Source organism: Cupriavidus sp. HMR-1 (genome assembly GCF_000319775.1).
Taxonomy (GTDB): Bacteria; Pseudomonadota; Gammaproteobacteria; order Burkholderiales; family Burkholderiaceae; genus Cupriavidus; species Cupriavidus metallidurans.
Genome location: NZ_ANKP01000123.1, coordinates 1 through 22,305, shown reverse-complemented (window position 1 = coordinate 22,305; position 22,305 = coordinate 1). Strand labels below are relative to the sequence as shown.

At 59.7% G+C, this 22,305-nt stretch carries 14 protein-coding genes; 5 read left to right on the top strand and 9 right to left on the bottom strand.

Annotated features, from left to right (window positions below):
* Positions 1-19: 19 nt before the first annotated feature.
* The 7 genes from D769_RS30700 to D769_RS16435 form a co-directional block, all read right to left on the bottom strand.
* Entirely contained in the window at positions 20-352 is a 333-nt protein-coding gene (locus tag D769_RS30700) for a TnsA endonuclease N-terminal domain-containing protein (protein ID WP_193750051.1), read from the bottom strand.
* Positions 353-789: 437 nt separating this feature from the next.
* Complete coding sequence (locus tag D769_RS16460) at positions 790-1,215, bottom strand: helix-turn-helix transcriptional regulator (protein WP_008647077.1); 426 nt, start codon at positions 1,213-1,215, stop codon at positions 790-792.
* Positions 1,216-1,512: 297 nt separating this feature from the next.
* A complete protein-coding gene (locus D769_RS16455) occupies positions 1,513-2,388 on the bottom strand; it encodes a phospholipase D-like domain-containing protein (RefSeq protein ID WP_008647074.1) in 876 nt (291 codons plus the stop codon).
* An 8-nt stretch (positions 2,389-2,396) separates the two neighbouring features.
* Positions 2,397-4,592 (bottom strand): hypothetical protein, encoded by a 2,196-nt coding sequence (locus D769_RS16450; protein ID WP_008647072.1) that lies wholly within the window; start codon positions 4,590-4,592, stop codon positions 2,397-2,399.
* Positions 4,593-4,605: 13 nt separating this feature from the next.
* Entirely contained in the window at positions 4,606-8,808 is a 4,203-nt protein-coding gene (locus D769_RS16445) for a DEAD/DEAH box helicase (RefSeq protein ID WP_008647069.1), read from the bottom strand.
* A complete protein-coding gene (locus tag D769_RS32360) occupies positions 8,792-11,347 on the bottom strand; it encodes a hypothetical protein (protein WP_008647067.1) in 2,556 nt (851 codons plus the stop codon). The genes D769_RS16445 and D769_RS32360 overlap by 17 nt, the downstream gene beginning before the upstream one ends.
* 246 nt (positions 11,348-11,593) lie before the next feature.
* Complete coding sequence (locus D769_RS16435) at positions 11,594-13,357, bottom strand: N-6 DNA methylase (protein ID WP_052018113.1); 1,764 nt, start codon at positions 13,355-13,357, stop codon at positions 11,594-11,596.
* A gap of 545 nt (positions 13,358-13,902) precedes the next feature.
* Between D769_RS16435 and D769_RS31875 the strand changes: the two genes are divergently transcribed.
* The 5 genes from D769_RS31875 to D769_RS31155 all read left to right on the top strand — a co-directional run bounded on the left by D769_RS31875 (position 13,903) and on the right by D769_RS31155 (position 18,013).
* Entirely contained in the window at positions 13,903-14,979 is a 1,077-nt protein-coding gene (locus D769_RS31875; protein ID WP_040011084.1) for an ATP-binding protein, read from the top strand.
* Between the two features lie 24 nt (positions 14,980-15,003).
* Positions 15,004-15,573 (top strand): helix-turn-helix domain-containing protein, encoded by a 570-nt coding sequence (locus tag D769_RS16425; protein ID WP_008647061.1) that lies wholly within the window; start codon positions 15,004-15,006, stop codon positions 15,571-15,573.
* A gap of 112 nt (positions 15,574-15,685) precedes the next feature.
* On the top strand, positions 15,686-16,408 hold the full coding sequence (locus D769_RS16420; RefSeq protein ID WP_008647059.1) for a multiubiquitin domain-containing protein: 723 nt from the start codon (positions 15,686-15,688) through the stop codon (positions 16,406-16,408).
* Positions 16,383-17,555, top strand: coding sequence for a ThiF family adenylyltransferase (locus D769_RS16415; RefSeq protein WP_008647058.1), 1,173 nt, complete (start codon positions 16,383-16,385; stop codon positions 17,553-17,555). Before D769_RS16420 ends, D769_RS16415 begins: the two co-directional genes overlap by 26 nt.
* A gap of 29 nt (positions 17,556-17,584) precedes the next feature.
* Positions 17,585-18,013 (top strand): DUF6527 family protein, encoded by a 429-nt coding sequence (locus tag D769_RS31155; protein ID WP_206537002.1) that lies wholly within the window; start codon positions 17,585-17,587, stop codon positions 18,011-18,013.
* A 154-nt stretch (positions 18,014-18,167) separates the two neighbouring features.
* On the opposite strand, the gene D769_RS16410 is transcribed toward D769_RS31155, so the two are convergent.
* Together D769_RS16410 and gyrB are read right to left on the bottom strand one after the other, a co-directional pair.
* Positions 18,168-19,424, bottom strand: coding sequence for an RES domain-containing protein (locus D769_RS16410; RefSeq protein WP_152415011.1), 1,257 nt, complete (start codon positions 19,422-19,424; stop codon positions 18,168-18,170).
* Between the two features lie 289 nt (positions 19,425-19,713).
* Entirely contained in the window at positions 19,714-22,239 is a 2,526-nt protein-coding gene (gyrB, locus tag D769_RS16405; RefSeq protein ID WP_008647054.1) for a DNA topoisomerase (ATP-hydrolyzing) subunit B, read from the bottom strand.
* Positions 22,240-22,305: the final 66 nt, after the last annotated feature.

The following is a 22,305-nucleotide window of genomic DNA, read 5'->3' as shown; positions in this document are numbered from 1 at the left end:
GGCGCCCTTAAAAGACCGCTTACACTAATTCGTATGGACGCATATGCAGCAGGTACGAGACCAGCTGTGATCGATTGGAATGGCAGATATGCTTCTCAGTGAGTGCGACAAAGCAAGCGCCTGTAGTTTCGAAGTAACCGGCAATTGCTGCGAAGCGCTCACTGTTCTCTGGCGTGGCGAGCTTTTCCGCAGGCTTGACCTCAACGAACCACTCTCGTCCATCCTCCCAGACGAACCTGAAGTCAGGTGTATAGCGCCGCCGGCGCCCGCCAGTCATATAGGAAATTGATAGAGGCTGCTCGTCAAAAGACGTGATCGTGCGAGCGAACTCCGCCAGGTAGAGGCAGGTCATCTCGAGTAGGCTCTCGCATCGCACCATTCGGCCCATTTTGCGGGACGCGAATTTTCCCCTGAACCCGCGCCCCGAAGGGCGCACTGGGTTGCGAGTGCTGTGATATGGAAGTTGGGAGGGGAAGAGATGCCGTCCCGAGATATGCCGGGTAGGCGCGGTATGGTCTGACATGTAGTGTCCCTAGTCGCTTTTTCGAGGCGACCACCGTCGAGCAACACCCCAAGCTAGGGCATCGCCAACAAGACTCCGGTTTTCGGGCGTAATAACTCCCACCCTTGGGTAGTTATCCCCAAAGCAAAACCGCAACTAGACGATGATCAATGGAAGGGCGGCCTTGACCAGCCAACCGCGAGGAGGGATACTTCAAGCGCCAACTGGAAGTATCAGCCTCCCAACGAGGTCAGCGACGGGGCAAGCCGCCAAGGTTTGTCCCGTTTTTACATTTCAGCATCCTCCTTTGACTTACGTCGGCGCAGCCGTGGCGGGCCATACGTAGGCTCGTCTGCAAGAAGCTCATCAATCCGCACCAATTCGCGTAAGGCCCGGATTTGCGCGGGATATAGCCGGTCAATTTTCTCCCAGAGCTCGTGGCATAGCAGGTACGTCTCGGTCGGCACATCTGCTGGCAATACGAATCGCCGCCGCGACTTTTCTGCAGCAAGCCGCATTTCGAAGCTGTCTCGGTCGTTGAGAGACAGTCCTCTGTCAAGCTTTCCCAAAAACTCATCACTCGGCGGCTTGGCGCCCAGTTCGATGGCGGAGACGTAGGCCTGCTCGTAGCCCAGCAGCTTGGCTAGCTCATGCTGTCGCATGCCGCTACGCAAACGTAGGGTGCGGAGAAACGTGGCGAATGGGCTACTCATTTGGCCGCATCTGGAAAAGGCACTTAATACGACATGCCGATGGCACTCAGCAGCTATTGAAGTACATAGCGCTCCACCTGCCAAGTGGAATTTTTCGCGCAAGTCATTGATACATAAGGATTTGTACCGTTCAACAGTACCAAAAACATAGAGCAACAGCCGCACATCCCTTCATGTCGAAAGCCGGACCTGGCTGGACTACGAACGCTCCAACTGGACATCGGATCTCGAAGGTTTGCTGGCCGGTGATGCCATTCGCCGCCCCATATCCGTGTGAGGCTCGAGCCGAGCTAAGCATCAAAGCCACCTTGTGGCTGCAGCAAGAACTGCGTCCACGACTTCTGCGACGCCAGCGGCGGCACGTCCTTCAAGCACCACGCCCATCTCCATCGAGTTTTCGAGTGAGGCCGCGGTTACGTTCGACGACCCCAGGTAGGCGGTGCTGCGGTCGCAGAGCACCGCCTTTGCGTGAAACGTTTCCCGCCCACCGTCCATGCGTGGAATTGAATAGTTGAAGACATGCACGCTGTGCGCCTTGAGCCACGGCGAAATGGCATCGAAGCCGACCGGGTAGTCCTTCCGCGCGGTGTCTTCCAGGCTGCGAAGAATCAGGGTGCGCTCAACCCCGGGGGCTACGTGTGCCAGCATCTCCTGTAGCCAAGCAGCGCCCCTACAGTCGAGGAACGGCGTCATGACGACCACGCGCCGCTGCGCCGCTCGAACCATACTGTGGAAGGCGTGCTCGGTGGATTCCAGGTCTGTCGTTCGCCAGCCCAGCGCCGAGAGCTTTTGCTCCAGAATGCTAGGTCGCGGCGGTTTGGTGAGCACAACTTGGGCTACGGTCGCATCCCGATGGATGAACGCTCGATAGTGCTCGACGCTATTCAGAGCGAAGGCCAGACGCCGAAAACGCGGATGCGCGCCGCTGCGAGGCCTGAACCCCGACGGCGTTGCCTCGACAAGACCGAGTCCAACCGAACGCTCGAGTAGGTCCCGCGTCGCCCCCTCTTCGGTGACGCCCAACTGCGCCGCGTCGACCAACGAACGGGCCGACTGCACCGAATCGGCGGGCAGATCTGCCCACGCCTCCAGCAGCGCCGCAGCCAGGCCAGCTTTGTCGGCCAGGCCCGCTAGGGCCGCCTGCTCGAAAGCGGTCAGCTTTTGCGCAGACATGGCCGGGGCTACGAAGTGACAATGTCGAGGTAGCCGCGAATCGGTGCCCCGCGCTTATCAAGGCGAGGACTGCCTCCGATGGATCTCAGCACCGACCGCGACAGCAGCTTGTTGCCGGCAACGCAGGACGTCTCCGGCATCATCACGCAGTCAGGGCAAGCGCCGCCGCGCTCGGTGCAAAGCGAACCCGTACCGCACTGGGTTGCTTTTGAACCCAGCATCGATGTCAGCATCGCCGTGCCGGCGTTGCGCCAGAGCGCAGACAGGTTGCCCAGGTCCATCGTAGTGCCGTTGCGGTAGACCACGAAGGCCAGGTCCGCGGGGAAGATGTACTCGCCCAGCGAGCCCAAGTCCAAGCCCGAATACTCCGACACGTGCTTCATCAGCAAATGTGAGTAGCTATGGAGCAACGTATACAGGTAGAAGTAGACCGGCGGCGTCGTGCTCTCGGGCAGGTTATCCAGGAACGGGCTCATGTCTTGCGCTGCGCCCAGCAGACCGGCGCCAATCTTCTCGCTCGCGTTCAGCGTGAACATATCCGGGCACTTCAGGCTGCGCAGCCATTCAAGAACGAGTTCTTCCTTGAGACGCACGTAGATGGCCTCATTACCCTGCTGGACGACATACACGGGATACCGCATGCTGTCGTTTTGCCTCACGGGCGGGAACAGGTTTAGGCGGACAGGCATGTCCATGCCTCGCTTGTCCCGGAGGATGGGCACTGACTCCATGCGCGAATAGCCGAAGCTAAAGCGGCAGAGGTCAAACTCCCGGATGAGGCCCATGTCCTCCAGGCCCAGCTTGTCGAGAAGCGCACGCGTCGCGGTCTGCAACTGCTCGGTCTTGTCCTTGTCTTCGGGCGCCAGGTCTTCGTCCAGTCTGGTGAACGAGACGTATGGCTTCTTACCGTTCGTCCTCGTTTCCACATCGAGACGTGTGCTCTTGAGCGCGGCGTGCTCGATGGCCAGGCGGAACGGGTCGAACTTCGACGCGAACTTAAGCTGCCTGTCCCGGATGTTCGACACAACGGACATCGGTAAATCTACCTTTGGCAAGAGAATCTGCCTATGGCGCAGGTCATCGAGAACGCGTTCTTTGTGACTGTACGCTAGGTCGATAGCCCCTTTGAGGGTCGTGCGCATGGGCTCTGGGAATCCTTCCAATGTGCGAATCTGTTCCACTGCGGCCAAGTAGTCCGCCAGGTCCTTGATGCACTCGGATTTGCCCTCGCAGACCTTCCGCACGTCCTCATCTGTGACTGCCTGCGCAGCGAAACCGTATTGCTTGGCGACGAAGTCCTTGAGCTCTGCCTCACGCCCGGGCCGCAGGCGAGTCAGCAGCTGCTGGCTGCCATCCTTGAAGTCGATGAAGAGGTCCGACTTGACGTAGTAGGCGCTGGAGGCACGATAGGGCGTCGCCTGCATCCGCACATCGGTGAGTCGATCGGGCCCCATCGCCGGTCCGAGGATTCGCAGGGTGTCGCGGTCGTTCTGTAGCCACTTCGGGGACAACGGCTTGTCGCAGGCGGCGCACTCGAAAAACCAGTCACCGATGCCAGCCGAGCGCCGGTTCAGCCTGAACTCTGAGCTACCGCAAACGCAGCTGTCATAGCGTTTGACGACTTTTGCATCACGGTCGCTCCAGTGCCACTGGCCCGGGAAGGCAGCCTCCCAGCGGCCGGACCAATGCACGAAGATGACGTCTAGCTGTTCCCAGTCGCACTGGCCCTTCTTCTTCGGGTTGGGGCAATGGTCGGGAGTCAGGCTCTCCAAGTTCTTGTCCAGCTCCGCGAGCGTTTCATAGTCCTGAAACATCCCGCAGGTCCGACAGACGAATGTCAGAGGCGCCGGCGTGTACTCCATGTGGGATGGTCGGCAAAGGTAGAAGCGGTCCTGGCCCGGCAGCTGGAACTCCATTCTGGCTGGGTCCAGCAAGGCCTGGTCGACACACTGGGCCGGCAGGACTCGTGGTTTAGTTGGGTCGCCGTCGCGCGCAGAGGCGGCAGTGTTGAACCAGGCACGCCCGAGTTCGTTCATCCGCTCGAACACCAAATCCATTGTCGACGTGGATAGTTGGATGGGCTCGCCGGCCGCCGAGCGGGCGATGCATGCCCCCAACCCTCCCTCGAAGGTAAAGAAGCTCTCCGGGGCATAAGCCGTCGCAAGCTGGTTGCGAGAGCGGTTCATTGTCTTAGCTTTGGCCATCTTGTTCGCTCCGTTAGCCGCGCGATTCCTTAGTACCGTCTGTCGAGTCGATGTCTGCTCCGGAACCTCGCCGGATGAAGAACATAGCCCGAGCTGTCATACCGTCCCTCACAGGCTTGAACGAGGCATCCACGCCCGATTCATGGATTAATCCCGGTTGGTCCACGTCGCGCAGTGACGTCATCGGCCGCAGCAGGCTGTTGCGGGCAGCAAAGAACCTGACCAGCTGCGTCGCGTTGACCAGTCTGTCGACGCCAAGGTCCTGCTGGTAGTGTGTGAGCTGCGCCTTGAGCAGGGAGCGGTAGTAGTTCTTGCCTTCCGGGGAGGGTGAGAAGGACAGGCCGAGCGCCCTCTCCATGAACGCCTCCGTGGCCTTCATGTTGGCCGGCACGGCCAGGAAGTCCCGCACATCGGGCGCCATCGCAAACGAGGGGCAGCCGCGCTTCTTGTCGTCGTCGGCAGCGCATAGGCGCTCGATGGCGTTCATGCCGCAGACGTACTCCTGGAAGAAGCTCGGCATCACCCGCACGAGTGCTTTCTCGGCCCATCGGTCCACCGCAGCCGGCAGAATCATCCGCTCCAGGAACCGGTGGAAGATGTCGTGAATCTCCAGCACGAACCGGTCTCGATAGCGCTGGGGCACAGGCACCAATAGTGAGAAGCCCACGTGCGTGCGGCCAACTCGTGATGATGCCTGGATGTACTCGGCAATGTCCGATGGGATACCAGCAAAGAACATCGCGTTGAACTCCTCTACGTCCACGCCGTGCGAGATGGCGGAAGTAGCGATGACCGATCGGAGGGTGTCGTTTAGCTCTGGGAATGGCTTGCCGACGCCAACGCGGGCCTCGGCCCGCCGGACGATGTCCTGAATTTCCGCGGCGGAGACGGCCCCGGATATGAGCTCCGAGTTCAACCCTTGGTCGTCGTATCCCTCGGCCCGGTGGAGCTTCTCGAACTGCACCTTCTCCGTGTCTATGACTTGGTCGCCACCTTTCTTGTTGGTGACGTAGGTCAGGGCAATGCGGTGCAAGTCGACGAGCGTCAGCAATGTCGCAGTATCGGCGCTAGTCAAGAGTCGAACAAACTGGGCCTGCAGAGGGCCCGCCGACACCCACTGAATCAGCTCAGCGCGTGCGGCTTTCTCCTTGACCAGATCCTCGCTACGGAGGCGCTCATACAAGCCAGTGAGCATCAGGTGGTAGTGCCCAAGCACTGAGGCCATTGCCACGGTATGGCGGTGCCCGTTGGTCAGAATGGAAGCGTAGACGCGCGCCCAGTGGCTGCGCAGCTCTATGTCGCCGACGGCAATGGCTGCGCGTTCGGTATCATCCAGCGTGGCGTCTGGTTGGAGGGGCGTCGCGTAAAACGAGTCGTAGAGAGTCGGCCCGGGATAGGGGAACTGAACAGTGTTGTCGCGCTGGTAGAGGTTGCGCATCTGCCGCTGCGGCTCGCTGACGGTGGCAGATGCGGCGATGACCTTAATTTTTCGGCGCACCGTGGAGTCGGGCTCATACGACAAGTGGTCCTTCAGCAGCGGCGCAAGCTGATCGAATGCTGCCTCAAGCGCAGACTCGAATAGGCCGGAGAACGTCCCCAGGGATTCGTCCAAAAGGTGCGCTTCATCCTGGATGAGCAGGGCAGGGAACGGGTCAAAAAAGCGCCTTTCCCCAGCCGCAAAGGACGGGAACAGCGCGCGCGTACCGGTACCCGGGTGGCCATCCCAGTCCTTGGGCTTCATGGGCACATACAAGCGCTCGCTGTCGACCTCGACCAGGGGCCCAAAACCGAACATGCCGAAGAACTTGCGGATGGTCCCCTGCGACTGTCCGATAGCGGCGAGTTTGTCGACCGTACCCAGAAGAACGGACGGTGCCAGATCATAGATGTCCTCATCCACAATGTAGAAGGGAAGCGGGGTCGGCTTGGCGAAGCGGGCGTTCCAGGAGCACTTCTCTTTCGGTGCCCCGCAGTAGTGTCCCATCGCATTTGCGCCGGTTCCGGAGTGGCGACGCAGCGCCAGCAGGCTGCCGTCCTTGTTTCCACAGAAGGGGCACGACGACAGCTTCAGCCAGCGCTCGCGAGCGCTCTTGTAAGGCTGGATATCCTTGTGCTTTGACTCGGTGTTGGGTGCGACCTCGCTATCGCTGGGCACCTCGCCGTACCCCTCTTCAGAGTGCCAGTTAGGCGTATTGCTGCCGCCCACCCAGAATCCCAGCGAAAACGGCTCTCCTGGATGCCCGCGAGAATGCCGAACTTCTTCAGCCGCACCCATGGTGGCGAAGGTCCGGCGCGCCTGCTGCAGCGTGAGCAAGCGCAGTGGGTAGCGCATCAAGGCCGACACCCCCCTGTGCTTGCCCCGTAGGCGATCGAGAAAGAGCACGAACGCGAGCAGGCCTAGGAAGGCCTCAGACTTGCCACCGCCGGTCGAGAAATACAGCAGCGACACGGCGTTGGCGTACTTGGCAACGTCGGGCGTATAGAAGTTGTGGAATGCGGGAATGCGTGTCGCGAACGCCGGGATCGACGCCAGGATGAAGGCGAGCTGGAACAAGCGCCACTCGTCATAGCCTTTCGACTTGGCCACCTTGGCCATGGCGGCGTTCATCGACACCCACGCCTCGAACGGAATACCCAGCGGCGATTTTTGCGCGCCGGGCCCGCTCCAGTGCGCGTGGGACTTCTCGAGGATTTCCAGCCCGCACTGGATGGCGCTCAACTCACTGCGCCACGCTGCGAGGTCCCGGTGCAGTTTCTCGCGCTCCGCAGCCAGTTGTTCGGCTGCGTTCGCCCCATCGACGCCCTGGTCCACGGGATGCTGCTCTACGTTGGTCAGCCAAGTCTCGTAGGCCGTAATGAGAGGTTTAAGGCCGGCCAAGCAATCGGAGTTGGACAGCCTCTCGATGTTTCGCTCAACGGCGCCGTCGGTCGGGATGATTCTGGGCAGCACGTAACGTGGTGCCCAAGTCGTCGTGAGCCGGTGTAGCTCACCGTCGGTGGTTAGGGTGATCCCACCGTTGAACCCCAACGCCGGGTATTTCAGGTACCGGTTGTACCGATAGGATGGTTTGACGCGATCCAAGCGCAGGAACTGGTGGTCAGCCACTGGCACCGTCACAGCCACCGAGACCTGGAAGAGCGAGGGCTCCAGCTCCTTGAAGTTCGTCTTCGTGAGGGGAGCCGTCCAGTTCTCCAAGGCCAAGTGGACGGTCATGCGGGTGGCGTCGACCGGGTCAGGCACCGCCTGAACTACCCAACGCAGCTCGATTCTGGGTACGATGACAGCAAGCTTCGAGGCACGAACTGCATCAAGGTAGCGTTTCCAGTCACGCACGTCGGACGGTCGGACTCGAGCCCGACGGTAGCCCCACAGCTTCCCGCCTGTGTCGGGCTCGGTACTGGCCGCCCAGTCCGCAAGCTGCTTGGCGATGGCCTCGTTGAGCACATCGGTTGCCTTCTTGGCGTCGACGTCCGCAGTTGCCGCCGTGAATTCAAACGAGGGCAAGGCGAGCTCGAGCCGGAGCCATTTCGGCGGAGGAGGGATATCGTCGGCCAAGCGATCCGGTGTGGCTAGGCCAACTGCAACCTCCTGAGCCGGACGTGCTTCGCCTTCCTCGTCGTTTTCGCCGTTCTCGTCTTTGGCACCTTCAGCTTCGGTTTCTTCGCCCGCCGGCGCACGATCCAATCGGTTGTCGAAGGGCAATCCCATGGATTCGTACACACATTTGCGCGCCTCGTAGCTCTTTGCAGCCCATTCTGGATTCGTCTTCCCGCCAGGTAGCGCGGCGATGAGCTTGGTCAGCGCGTCCTTGACCTTGCCGCGGATTTCGGTGCGGGCCTCTCTGGTGAGCGGGAACGTAGCCTCCAGTCGGCCCCCTGGCTTCACTTCGTCCTCGGTCGGCAGGATGCGGACGTATACGGCACCCGTCAGCGACACACCCAGAGTCGCACCAACCGCCGCCGAGCGAATCTGAAAATCCATGCCGTGTGCGCTGATGCGAATAGGGTCCGCCTCCTCGTCACCGCCTCGCTCCTCGATAGGCATCGGTACGATGAATTCCGACATCAACGCCGCACTGGGCTTGGCGTCATAAATGACTTTGTAGAAGTCCCCTCGACCGGCGAGCCGCGCCGACAGGCCATTGAGCAAGCTGTCAACCACGGCCTCCTTGTAGGCCGGATGGATGTCGCGTGGGTTCTCACTGGGGATGGGCACTGGTCTCTTCCTTCTTGCTTGTGGTAACACGCGCCAGCGGGGGCACAACGCGTTCGACTCGATAGACGCAGCGCAACGCCTCCTGCTGCAGTTGCTGAATGACGTCTTCGGGGACCTTGCGGTAGGCCGCCGCACTCTCGGGCTGGAACAGGATTTCGGCGTACCGGGCGACCAGCTCTCTTCCGAGGTACTGGTTCAAGCGCCGGGCATTCAGCACGAATCCCCAGTGCTGTTTCGCGGCTTCCTCGCTCATGCCCAATGCCCTGCAGAAGATGATGAAGTACTTGGCCTCTTTGGAGGCATGGGGCCGCCGGTCGTTCTCCTGCAGGGACAACCAGTAGTAGACGCGTCCCAGTCTGCACTCCGCGGCCTTGGGGTCGAACTCGACCATCCTGGCGTGAATCTCTCGTGCCAGAGCCGACCGTTTCGTGGATTTGAACATTAGCGCGCAGCGCCTCTGAACATCGTCGTGGTATAGCTTGAGCAACGTGCGCACGGGGTCGACAACAGAGCTCACCCCTTCACCGTTCAGCTGAAGCGATGATTCCAATTTGGCGCGCAATTCATCGCTCATGTCGAAGATGAAGTCACCTTGTTGGATAGCGCTCGCGGCAGCACGCCGGAACGGGGGGTCTTCATCGGGCAAGTGACGGTAGACCCAGCCAGATGTGTAAGCCCGGCCACCACCCTCCAGCTCGAACTTAAAGTAGGCCTGCTCGTCACTCTGACCACTGTGGCCGTTCTCATCGAACTTGAACGTCAGAGGCATCTCGCGAAGTTTGCCGATGACCAGTGGGTTGGGAACCTCGGCCAAGCGCCGCTCGAGCTCCTGGGCCAGCAAGCCGATACGCCCCCGGTAAGCCTTGAACGCCTCCGGCTCCTTCATATTGATCAGCGTCGTAAGGGTGGATTCGGCCTGCCGATAAGCGACTAGGACTGCGGTGCCATGCGGCACTTCTGGATGCGTCACCAAGATGCGAAGTACATCGGGGCTGATGCCTACGAAGGCGAAATGCCTGCCTTTCCTGTCCCCGGCGAGTGTCTTGGCGACGGTGGAGAGCGTGTGCCATTCGATGCGTGCTTCGGTAGCGGGCCAGTCGACTCCAAGCTTCCGCTGGAGGAAGCGATGCGCCAGCAGGACGTACCGGTTGTTCGGCAGCACCAGTGAGATGCCCTGCCGGCTGCCAACTGCGTGCTTTCGAACTTCGGCCAGCACGCGCGACGCCATGGGGGTCGCGTCGTTCCAGTCGTCGATGAGCTTCTCTGCTTGCGCGATGGCTCTTTCGACTGAGTCACGTATCTGGTTCAACGCACCGGAGGTAAGTGCCCCCACGAGTGCCAGCTTCACCGGCGCCCAGGCATTCTGCTGGCCGCTGTAATCGCCGTCTCCCGCTTCGGCCGACGCCGCTGTGAGGTCGGTGTATCCAGCAGGCATGTTCGACAGACGCAAGACATACATGCACGCTTGGAGCAGCGCCAGATAGGCGGGGCTTTCTTCGTTGCCTGCCGATAAAGTCAAACGCTGGAAATTCAACGCGAGCTGTGACGCGTCTCTGTCGACGATGCTGACACTGAAATTTGAATTGCTGCGCTGGGCTGGATGCCAGTCTACAGCGACCGGACGCGCCGAGAACAGCGCGTCATCGGCTTCTGCGGCCCACACTTTCGTCGCGAACGGTACCTTGGAATCCCGGAGCTTCACCCGCAGGGTGAAGAAGGTCTTCGGGTCATCCGTTACGATGACCGCCCCTGTATCGGAGAAGCCGTTCTCCCGAGCGAACGACAGGAAATCAGGAATGCGCTTGACCGCAGCGTAGTTCGTTCGCGACGCGGCGTCCGTCGCGTCCAGCAGCAAGACCTCCGGCCGCCCTTGGCCCTTAAACGCCGGGTCGGCCAATGCCATGCGCCACGAGTCTTTCTTTGCTGTGTGGTGCACCACCATGAGGGCGCTCGGCGCCTTGCCGGGGGTGCCCCACTCGAGGTTGACCCTCTCCCGCAGGTCGCGCCGGTGCGCGAGGCGCTCGACTTTGGCAAGGGTGCGCTCCAACGGGTTGGAGACCGTCGTGGCCCAAGTGCGATTGGTGGGCTCGAAGACGAACGTCGGAACGAGTTCCGCAAGCGATGGGTTGGGGGAGCCGGGGTTGTGCTGGGTGAGATCATTGAGCGCCGACAACGCGGCCTGGAGCGCAGGCGATGACGTGCAGGCCTCTACCTCGAATGAACCGTTTTCCTGCTGCACCCACAGCGTCCGGTAGAAGGCGCTCAGCAACTCGCGGTTGGCGAGCACGCTGTGGAGGGGAGCGCGGCAGGCATGGGTGCCGGGGTAGAGCAGGGTTCGCACGCCACGCAAATCCTTAGCGAAGATGCGCTCAACGTTTGCTAGGGCGTGCAACAGGGGCGGCGCGGTCAACTTGGCAGGCCAAACCAGGCAAAGCGTCACGTCTCCCTGGTCAGCTGCGGCGAGCAGCGTGCTCGCAAGCCCTTTCGCCCAGGGTTGCGGAGCGATTGTTTCGTTGGCCGCCCGCGACAGGTAGCTCAAGGGAGCACTTCCGGCACGAACCTGTGCCCACAGCCGTTGGGGGCGCGTCGGGGCAGAAGGCTTGGATGGGGCCGGTGGCGCTGCTTCGGTATGGAGGGGGCGCTGACTACCTCCGACCGGCTTCGCTACAAACTTGCGGGCGAGCTCAGCAAGCCTTTTGCGCGCTTTCTTTTGGTCTGCCTGACGCTTCGCTAGTGATTTGAGTTGAGGCATTACAAAGTCCGAACCATGTGTTGCCCTGCCTAATCAATTCTCGGAAACAAGCCCGTACGCTAGATTCACTGCTTCTTCCATTGACCTACCACTGGTAGCAGCTTCCTTTAGCGCTTTTGGATCGGGGAGTGCGAGCTGGTTGAGCTCAAACGCCGACACATTCGTGGCGCCGGAGATGCACCGGAAGTGGCGGTCGACTGCCTGTGCGCTTAGCAGCTTTGCCAACTTTGTCGGGGGCAGCTCCGGCTTGTCGCTCACCGCTTCGAGGATGACGACGTGGTTCTCGCCGATGAACCCGCCATAGGAATCAAAGACACCAGGGGAAACCGCCGCCGCCACCAAGCGACGAGGCTGGTCGTTCGATGTCACACGCTGCAAGACTACACAGGGAGAGGTGACTACCGACGGATGCTTCCTGTCACCTAGGTCCACGAAACGATGCTCTCCATCGAAGGAAGATGTGTCCTCAAGGCGGACGATTCCTCCTGGGACAATGTCTCGGGACCACATCAGGGGCATGGCCGTGTGCGCTTTGACGCGTCGGGCATCCTGAAGGGATTCAAACTTGGGGCGCTTGTCCCGATTCCACACGTACGCACCAATGCGTACGCGGTAGCCGTAGTCCGACAGGCGAGACTGAGAAAGAGCGGCTCTCCTGAGAAGGGCTACATCCTCGATGGAACGGGGAATGGGCCACACGGCACCGGCATTGGGCAATCTGCATTCGCCGACATTTGTGTACTGCCCAGTTGCCGACACGACCGATACGTTGGCTCTTATATGCGTGCGATCCTCTTCAACGCGCCGACACAGCACAGTCAATGCGGTCTCCTGCTCGACGTCGATGAAAACACCCTGCCTGTCACTTACCATTCCAATGTGCTTCACATCGGTGTTGCGGAGGAGAAATTTGCGCAGGCGCCCGAAGTACTGTCCGGAGAGGTAGCTTGTCGGTGTGACCAGCGCGGCATGACCACCAATACGCAGCAAGCGCACACAAAGGGTGATGAAAAGTGCGTAGAGGTTTGGCTGTGCCTCGATAACGTCCGTATAAATGGCGCGCAGCGGTTCCAACTCTTCGGCCGTCATCTTGCGGTATGGCGGATTGCACACGACCACATCGGCAGTTCCAAGGACGGGTTCCAAGTGGGTTAGGGAATCTGCCGAATAGACCATGAACGAAGGAACGTAGCCTGTCTCCAGGATTTCCTTGTGTAGAGCCATGCAGAGGAAGTGCTTAGATAGTGCACACAACGTCTTGTCCAGGTCGAAACCATAGAGACGCTTCTCAATGTGCTTAAGCAGCTTTAGAGGCGTGTGCCCCCGCATCGTCAACGATGTTCGCATGCGCAGCGCAATTGGGGCCAAGAAGGCCGCGCCGCCGCACGCGGGGTCCATGAAGGATTGGCCTCCGAAATCGACTCCTTGGGCTGCGAGGTCGTCTAGAAGACCTTCTGCAAGCGATGTTGGCGTAAAGAACATCGCAAGCTGTTTCCGATGGCCTGCGTCAGCCAATATCGCGTAAGCGGAGCTGAGCCAATATGTGGCATCAAGAAAGCTCATTTGAGCTAGGAGGGCAACGAAAGCGCTGAGCTCCGCCTCCGTAGCAAGGGCCTTCGAAAAAGGCAGAGATGGTTTGGGCAGCTTGGGAAACTCTGCTTTACACCACATGCGCAGTACAGTTCCAACAAGCGTCGGTACGTCACTTCCGCAGCGGTCAGCTGCAGAGCCGAGTGCCCTAATCCGTCGCTTGATCGCCTGTTTCGACAAAGGAGCCATCAATCCATCCCCAGACATGCGCTGCCCTTGCCTGCTTCGCCATCTGCCGGCTTGTCGGTCATTTACCCACTCCTAGGCGCCTTTCTATTGCTGGAGGGATTCTACCGGTCAGTAGATGCTACTGAAATAATAAGATCGGGGGGTTCAGGCGTAGCGCGGCTGACCGGTCCGCTCAATCCAGGGCCGGCGGACAAGTGAGTCGAAAAAACGACAGTCCGGAAACGACCGTCTACATACCGCCGAGCCCATGACACGTTCAGCAAAGCGCGGCTCACGGAGGCTAAGTTATAGGCGCGCATGGGGGAGAATGGGCTTGCTTACGCAATTCCCGGAAGAGGAGACTATTCCGGGCGCTTAGCCCGGCATAGAAGGGCACTGCCAGCGGCGGCGACAGATATTTGAGGCTGCTGGCGCAGGATGCCCCTCTGAAGGGGGGCCATCAAGCTCGGAACTGCAGATCATCATGGAGTGGGTCGCTCCCGGACGGTGGGGTCGCTATAATCTCTGCTTCCTCAGATCTCAAAATCGCTAGATGGTTGTCGTTGCAGCGAGTGACGCTTCCGATGAAAGAAAAAATTAGAAAAATTCTGGAAGCGAGTCAGCCGCTCAAGGCGCGTGAGATCGCACGCGTCCTCGGGGTGACCAATCGCGACGTCAATCGAATTTTGCATGATTGCATACAAGATTTTTTGCAGGATGATGCGAGCTATTGGCGACTGAGATCGCCTGCAGAACTGCGAGTGCAATTTCCTCCAACCCAGTGGCTTTCTACCCGGCAATTTGAAAGTGCGCTGAGCCAGGTTGAGTCGCCACTGGATTCTGCGTGTTCCAAGGTCTTATTCGAATTCGCACCATCTACGTCTGTCCTGCTGGAAGCGATTGCACGCTTGCTTGCTCTCTGCAATCAACTGATTTACGCAGGCAAATCTGTTGCCATTGATTTTAGTGGGTGCAAGGAAACGTCAAAATATCTTAATCGCGTGGGCTTTTATGACCTGCTCGATAAAAGAGTGGAGGTGCTGCCGAGCAGGCCAAAGCGGTCAACCGCAAAGGAGCTGCACGGTGGCAACTCGGGTCTGGTAGAGGTGGCAAAGATCGATTTGCAGCATCGCGACAAAGAGATTCCTCGCCGGCTGCAAGAGAGTCTCGCCCAGCACGTCGCATTCCCCGAGGCCCGGCTTCATACAATTCTGGCAGAGCTCTTCTCTAACATACATGAACATTCAAGCTCGCCTATTCCCGGGTTCGTCGCCCTGCAGCTATACAGGAAAGGCAGCACGCCAAACATCAGCACGGTATTTTCAGATAGCGGGACCGGGATAGCCGGATCGCTTCTCCCGACGCTCGATGCTGCGACACTCGCGAAGTTGGATGCTTCCGGCAAGGATCGAGCCATTGCGCTTGTTGAACTGGTCTTCACTGACGGTCAGTTGAGCCGACTGGATGATGACGGCCGGGGACTCGGGCTTTTTCGGACTGGCGAATGTACTCAACGCTTCAAAGGCAGCATCACCGTGCGCCAAAGCACCTTCGAAGTAACAATCCGGTATGCGGGCGATGAACGCCGTATCACAAGCCGGAAAGGGTTGCGCCGGATGAATGGCACACATATTTGCGTGAAGTTCAACTTGACGCAGTGAGGTTCGTCTCATTAAATTACCGGCATGAACGAGAACGCAAAGTGCGTGCGGATCCGCCTCAGAGATCTCACGGCCTCCGACCGCCCCTATGGGAACGAGGAAGGAAGGGAAGTTTTCCGTGAGCTGACCGCCCTCGCCGACGCTCGCCCAGAACCGACTATTTTCGAGGTCTCCTTCGATGGAATCGTGGGGACCGACGCTTCTTTCGCCCGGGAAAGTGTGATCTCGGCAGCGAAGCTCTACCGCGGTCATCACTCATTTTGCCTTTCCGATCTGGATAACCGTGATGTGATCGACAACTGGCGCTACGCTGCGCACGCCAAGGATCAGCCACTGGTCATATGGCATGCTGACAGCCGTTTTGAAGTCATCGGACCTGCCATGACGGCTGCTGCAAGCGATCTCCTCACATATGTTCTGCGATCTGGCGAAGTTGGGACAGGCCAGGTGGCGGCGGACCTCGGAATCTCAGTACCCAACGCTAGCACGCGCCTCAAGAAGTTAGTAAGTGATGGCTATCTCTTGCGCCGCGAAGGCGCAGCCGATAGTGGTGGTGTTGAGTTCACTTATCTTCCAATCCGGTGCACTGATTAAACTGCTTGCTTTAACGAGAACTCACTGCTAGCATCCGGTTAACTGTTCGAGAGGCCAACTTCCGGCCTGCCTTAAACAGGATCATTTAATCAGATTCTCACCGGTACTAGCTATGCAAGACAAAACGACCCGCGACGACGAACAGCGTCGTCAACGCTTCAAAATCCTGGTTGCCCAGGGAAGCACCAGCTTCCAGAACGTAGAACTGGAAGACCCCGTCCCGCTCGGCCGCCAGATTCTGGCAGCCTGCGGCCTGCATCCGGAGGGCGACTACACGCTCTTCAACATCCTGCAAGCCGGCGACTTCGAAGACATCCGCCTGGATGAGTCGGTAGACCTGCGTCGGCTTGGCGCAGAACGCTTCATCGCCTTCAAGTCGGATCGTGAATTCAAGCTGACTCTCAATGGCAGTCAGGTTGTGTGGGGCCTTCCCAAAATCTCGGGTATGGATCTCTACGCACTGGCCAAACCGTCGCAGGACGAAGCTGTGTTCCTGGTCGTGCGTGGTGGCGAAGACGTGCAGATCGCGCCGGAGGATGAGGTTGACCTCACGGCTCCCGGCGTCGAGCACTTCGAAGTTGCGCCCCAGCGCCACACCAAGATTGTGATCATCGTGAACGGCCGCGAGAAGGAAGTGCCGACCCGCCATATCACGTTCGAGCAACTGGTCGCGCTCGCCTACCCGGGTGAACCGCCGCAGCCGAACATCACCTACGACGTCACCTATCGCAAGGTCGCGTCCTTTCCGCACCAAGGGGAACTCGCCGCCGGCGGTTCGGTTGAAGCCAAGAAAGACGGGAGCATTTTCAATGTCGGCCGCACTATTCAATCGTAATCCAGATCTCAAACGCCTGTGGGATGAGGGCTACAAGGTGCGCGTCGAAGGCGGAACGCTGGTGATGCTGGACGTCCCTTACGTCAATGCGAAGCGCGAAGTGAAGATGGGCAAGATCATCTCGCCGCTTTGCCTAGCGGGCGACGTCACACAGAAGCCGGAACCGCACACGGTGCACTTCGAAGGCGAATTTCCGTGCAATGCGCAGGGACGCCCGTTGCAGAGCATCGCGGTCGGAGGGCAGGTGCCGCCGGATCTGCACGCAGTCGGCCCTCACCACTTCTCGACCAAGCCGGATGCAAGCGGGTATTCGGACTACCACCAGAAGATGACCACGTACGCGAACATCATTGCGGGTCCTGCCGGACAGATCGAACCCGAAGCAAGTCCCCGTAAGTTCTGGCAACCGATGGACGACGAGGACAGTATCTTCAACTACGTGGAAAACGCATCTGGCCGCGCGGGCATTGAAGAGCTGACGGCTCGCCTTGCCAGCGATCGCATCGCGATTCTTGGCGTCGGGGGGACCGGCTCCTATGTCCTTGATCTTGTTGCCAAAACGCCCGTTCGCGAGATCAGGCTTATCGATGGCGACGACTTCCTGCAGCACAACGCTTTCCGTGCACCTGGGGCGCCGACGCTGGACCAACTCCGCGAGGTGCCCAAGAAGGTTGACCATCTTCGCGCCATCTACAGCAACATGCATCGTGGGATCACCGCGCACGCGGTGGAGTTCAGTACAGCAACTCTCGGGCTTCTGGAAGGCGTGACATTTGCATTCCTCTGTATGGACGCGGGTCAAAGCAAGCGGGTGGCGGTCGAAGAACTCGAGAAGCGCGGCATCCCGTTCATTGATGTGGGAATGGGACTCGAGTTGACCGACGGCAAGCTTGGGGGGATTTTGCGGACGACGCTCAGCACCCTGAACCACCGGGAGTTCGCGCGTAAGAAAATTTCCTTCGAGGAACGCTCGGGCGAGAACATCTACGGTTCGAACATCCAGGTGGCCGACCTGAATGCGATGAACGCTGTATTTGCCGTGTTCCGGTGGAAGCGGTATCGCGGCTTCTACCGGGATATGGAGGGTGAACTGCACAGCTCTTTCACGACCGACGGAAACATGCTGCTGAATGGCGGTTCCGAATGATGCGGCACTCGGAGCTCGAGCCCCGTTTCGTGACCACAATCCCAAGTGAGCTAGAAGGGGGTGTGCTGTACGTATCGATGGAGTACGGCACAGTGGTCCACAGCTGCTGTTGTGGCTGTGGCCATGAAGTGGTCACACCACTAACCGCTACAGATTGGTCGCTGACGTTCGACGGCGAGGCCGTCTCGCTCTGGCCTTCCGTTGGAAGCTGGAATCTGCCTTGCCAATCGCACTATGTCATCAAGGGAAACCGAGTGGTGGAAGCTGGACCTTGGAGTCGCAAGATGGTCGAAAAGGAGGTCAACCGCGACAAAGCGGCCAAGGCAAGGTACTACGCTAATCTCGGCCAGTCGTCTGTAGCTACTGACGTTAGCAAAGCGAAACCGGACCCCATTCAGGAATCGCAAGCAACTGACCTGAGCCCGTGGAAGCGCTTTTGGGCATGGCTGGCGAAGTAGATGCTGACGTTCAAAGCGGGACGCCAATCACGCTATGCTCGATGATCAAAGACCGGCCGCGCCAGTGAGGTGGCGTGACCGGTCCCCACTGCGGTAACCTAGCAGGAGTCTTGCCTTGCCAATTTCATGAGAGCACTCCCTGTCCTTTCGCTACCTAGAAGTCCAAACCAAAATCGCGGTCAAGGAGCCGCATTTTCCCAGTTTCCGTGCTTACGATTACGTCAAGTTTGCGGTGAGCGTACTTGATCGCCTCCGTGGAGTAGACCTCCAGGCTGTCCTCCATATATTGCACCCTGAACTGCTCTCCGACCCCACCCGTCAATAGCGTGGGATCTGCGAATAGGACGACATTTGTTCCGCCCGCCCTTTGAGCGGACGCAAACAGAATTCCGTCAAACGGAGTCTCGTGGACGTGTGCCAGATACTCTGCCATCGTCTGAGTGATCAGGTAGTCCGCCTCTCGCCCCGGCACAACCGGCTTGGCGATCAAGGTGTGCAACAACTGGAGAAACCGGCCCCGCTCGCGCTGAGTTCTATAGTCCGGCTGAAAATAGCTTAGATCTTTTACGCTTTTCGCAGCCTCAAGCCGCGAAAAGTCCAGCACGCGTAGCGGTCGAGTGGTCTCAAGAGCGATCTGAAATATGTCGGTCTTCAAGGCGGGCCGGAGCTCTGCGCGCGCCGTCTCAGGCTCTGTTGCTGCATACAGCACTACAACCCCATCCGCATTCATGCGTCCTGCCCTAGCGACTTCTTTTGGCGGCGGGCCGACCCGCAGTAATGGGGCTGCGAAGGTCGACTCGAGATCGTCGGGTGATCCGCTGATCCTGGCTCGATAGAGTCGAGTACCCTCGGGAAGTTTCCGCACTACGGACCGAGAGCGAGTACCCCGTCGCTCTCGGACGTGATCTATGTCTGCAAACAATGAAGCGAAGAGGTCACGGGCCGAAGCGCTGAAAAATCGCCGCGAATACTTGAGTTCTTCAACAGTACGCTGCCACTTCGCGATGTAGCTCTCCACCTCGATTGGGCGGGGAATATAGTAGGTCGTATGATCCCAAAACGGCCCACCACCGCGAGATGGAAAATAAACGTCTGCCGCGACGACGGCGTCAGCGATCGAATCGTTTGCGTCCAGATATTGGCCCAGGACCTCTTGGACAAGATCCTCAATTGTCTCCCCTTGCTGGATCCAGTCACCTCTGTCATCGTCCCCGTGGAACACCTTGTACTGCTCCCCCGGTGCGAAATTTCGGCGCATGACAGGTTCAAGAAACTTGCCGAGTTTTTCGACCGAGACGGCCAAATCATCGCTTTCGCCGCATTGGTCGCATTCGACCTTAGAGCCGTTTTGCTCGATGAATATCCGCACATGAGGGTCATCAATGCAGCTACGACAAATGGCTTGGGTCACTCTCTATGGCTCATTGGATGCGTTGCGCATATTCTATCGTCCCGACGACTTACGGCCACTGATGGCTACGCATCGGATCGCGCGCACTTGCGGCACGGCTCCATCGTTGCCCCCGGCGCGAGGCCGGGCCAGAAGCCCGCGCCAGCACTGGGAGCGGGCGAAAAAAAACCAACCGAGAACGGTTGGTTTCCCTATGGGTTGCACGTCAGTCGCGGTAATTCCGAAATTGCAGTCTCACAATAAGGCCCGTAGTCTCACGATTTCCAAATTCCTACACCAACCACCTCAATCAAACATCAATATTCCGAGCCACCAGCGCATTCGACTCGATAAAGTTCCGGCGCGGTTCCACCTCGTCGCCCATCAGTGTCGTGAAGATCTGGTCGGCGGCGATGGCGTCTTCGATCTGGACCCTCAGCAGGCGGCGCTGCGTGACGTCGAGCGTGGTTTCGAAGAGTTGCTCGGGGTTCATTTCGCCCAGGCCCTTGTAGCGCTGGCGCGAGACGCCGCGTTCGGCTTCGGAGAGCAGCCACTGCATGGCCTGGTGGAAGTCTGCGACGGTCTGTTCGCGCATCTTCTCGCCTTCGCCGCGGCGAACCTTGGTGCCGTCCGGGATCAGGCCCTGGAACGTCGTGGCCGCGCGGGCGAGTGCCGCGTAGTCGGCGCCGTGGACGAAGTCCGCGTCCACGTGTGACAGACGCACGTTGCCATGATGGCGACGCGCGATCATCAGGCGGTGCTTGTCGGTCTTCTCGTCGAACTGGGCATAGACGTCGGCGGTGCCGTCGTCATTGACTGCAGCGCCGAGCAGCGTCTTGGCGTGCATCTCGGCGAGCTTGGCCTTCAGCGCCACGGCCGAGGCTTCGGCTGCGGTGGCGTTGTCGAGGTCGAGCGCCACGCCGTCGGCGATCGCGCGTAGCGCGTCCACATCGACGATGCGCGACAGGCGGCCGATCACGCCCTCGGCGAGCTGGTACTGGCGTGCCAGTTCGGTCAGGGCTTCACCGTTGATCTCGCTGCCATCCGGGCGGCTGAGCGAAGCCTTTTCCATTGCCAGCTTCAGCATGTAGGCGTTCAGCTCGTTGTCGTCCTTGATGTAGCGCTCTTCCTTGCCGTGCTTGATCTTGTAGAGCGGCGGCTGGGCGATGTACACATAGCCGCGCTCGATGATGTCCGGCATCTGGCGATAGAAGAACGTCAGCAGCAGCGTGCGGATGTGCGAGCCGTCCACGTCCGCGTCGGTCATGATGATGATGCGGTGGTAGCGCAGCTTCTCGAGGTTGTAGTCCTCCTTGCCGATGCCGGTGCCCAGCGCCGTGATCAGCGTCAGCACTTCCTGGCTCGACAGCATCTTGTCGAAGCGCGCGCGTTCCACGTTCAGGATCTTGCCCTTGAGCGGCAGGATCGCCTGGAACTTGCGGTCACGGCCCTGCTTGGCGGAGCCGCCTGCGGAGTCACCCTCGACAAGGAACAGCTCGGACATCGCCGGATCCTTCTCCTGGCAGTCCGCGAGCTTGCCTGGCAGGCCCATGCCGTCCATGACGCCCTTGCGGCGCGTCATTTCGCGGGCCTTGCGCGCGGCTTCGCGGGCGCGGGCCGCATCGACGATCTTGCCGCAGATGATCTTGGCGTCGTTCGGTGTTTCCAGCAGGAAGTCGGTCAGCGCCTTGCCGACGAGCTCTTCCACGGGCAGGCGCACTTCGGAGGAAACGAGCTTGTCCTTGGTCTGCGAGCTGAACTTCGGCTCGGGTACCTTCACGGACAGCACGCAGGCCAGGCCTTCGCGCATGTCGTCGCCGGAGGTCTCGACCTTTGCCTTCTTGGCGACCTCGTTTTCTTCGATGTACTTGTTGATGACGCGGGTCATCGCAGCGCGCAGGCCGGTCAGGTGGGTGCCGCCGTCGCGCTGCGGAATGTTGTTCGTGAAGCAGAGCACCTGCTCGTTGTAGCCATCGTTCCACTGCATGGCCACTTCCACGCTGATGCCATCCTTCTCGGCGTTCGCGTAGAAAATGTTCGGGTGCAGCGTGGTCTTCGAGCGGTTGATGTACTCGACGAAACCCTTCACGCCGCCGGAGAACGCGAAGTCCTCTTCCTTGCCCGTGCGCTGGTCCACCAGCTTGATATGCACGCCGTTGTTCAGGAACGAGAGTTCGCGGATGCGCTTGGACAGCACTTCGTAGTGGAACTCGACGTTCGTGAAGATTTCCTCGTCGGCCAGGAAGTGCACTTCGGTGCCGCGCTTGTCGGTCGCGCCGATGACCTTCATCGGCGACACTTCAACGGGCTGGCCGTCCGGGCCGGTCACGGTCTCGATAACGCGGTTCTGTACTTCACCCTTCGCGAACTCGATCAGGTTGACCTGGCCATCGCGGCGCACGGTCAGGCGCAGCCACTTCGACAGCGCGTTCACGCAGGACACGCCCACGCCATGCAGGCCGCCCGAAACCTTGTAGCTGTTCTGGTTGAACTTGCCGCCGGCGTGCAGCTCGGTCATGGCGATTTCCGCCGCGCTGCGCTTCGGCTCGTGCTTGTCGTCGAACTTCACGGCCGGCGGAATGCCGCGGCCGTTGTCGACGATCGAGATCGAGTTGTCGCTGTGGATCGTGACCTGGATCTCGGTGCAATAACCGGCCAGGGCTTCGTCGATCGAGTTGTCGAGCACCTCGAACACGAGGTGATGCAAGCCGGTGCCGTCGGACGTATCGCCGATGTACATGCCGGGACGCTTGCGTACCGCCTCCAGGCCTTCCAGGATCTGGATCGAAGAGGCGCCGTAAGAGTTTTCCTGCTGCGGTTTCTGCTGATCGGTCATGTCTTTCTACTCACGATACTGACGGCAAAAAGCGGAAAACCGAACCTGCGCCAAAAATGCGGCGGG

Bases quoted from the DNA above. Each gene is read 5' to 3' on its own strand.
- D769_RS30700 (WP_193750051.1), bottom strand. From the start codon at position 352: ATGACCTGCCTCTACCTGGCGGAGTTCGCTCGCACGATCACGTCTTTT.
- D769_RS16460 (WP_008647077.1), bottom strand. From the start codon at position 1,215: ATGAGTAGCCCATTCGCCACGTTTCTCCGCACCCTACGTTTGCGTAGC.
- D769_RS16455 (WP_008647074.1), bottom strand. From the start codon at position 2,388: ATGTCTGCGCAAAAGCTGACCGCTTTCGAGCAGGCGGCCCTAGCGGGC.
- D769_RS16450 (WP_008647072.1), bottom strand. From the start codon at position 4,592: ATGGCCAAAGCTAAGACAATGAACCGCTCTCGCAACCAGCTTGCGACG.
- D769_RS16435 (WP_052018113.1), bottom strand. From the start codon at position 13,357: ATGTCTGGGGATGGATTGATGGCTCCTTTGTCGAAACAGGCGATCAAG.
- D769_RS31875 (WP_040011084.1), top strand. From the start codon at position 13,903: ATGAAAGAAAAAATTAGAAAAATTCTGGAAGCGAGTCAGCCGCTCAAG.
- D769_RS16425 (WP_008647061.1), top strand. From the start codon at position 15,004: ATGAACGAGAACGCAAAGTGCGTGCGGATCCGCCTCAGAGATCTCACG.
- D769_RS16420 (WP_008647059.1), top strand. From the start codon at position 15,686: ATGCAAGACAAAACGACCCGCGACGACGAACAGCGTCGTCAACGCTTC.
- D769_RS16415 (WP_008647058.1), top strand. From the start codon at position 16,383: ATGTCGGCCGCACTATTCAATCGTAATCCAGATCTCAAACGCCTGTGG.
- gyrB (WP_008647054.1), bottom strand. From the start codon at position 22,239: ATGACCGATCAGCAGAAACCGCAGCAGGAAAACTCTTACGGCGCCTCT.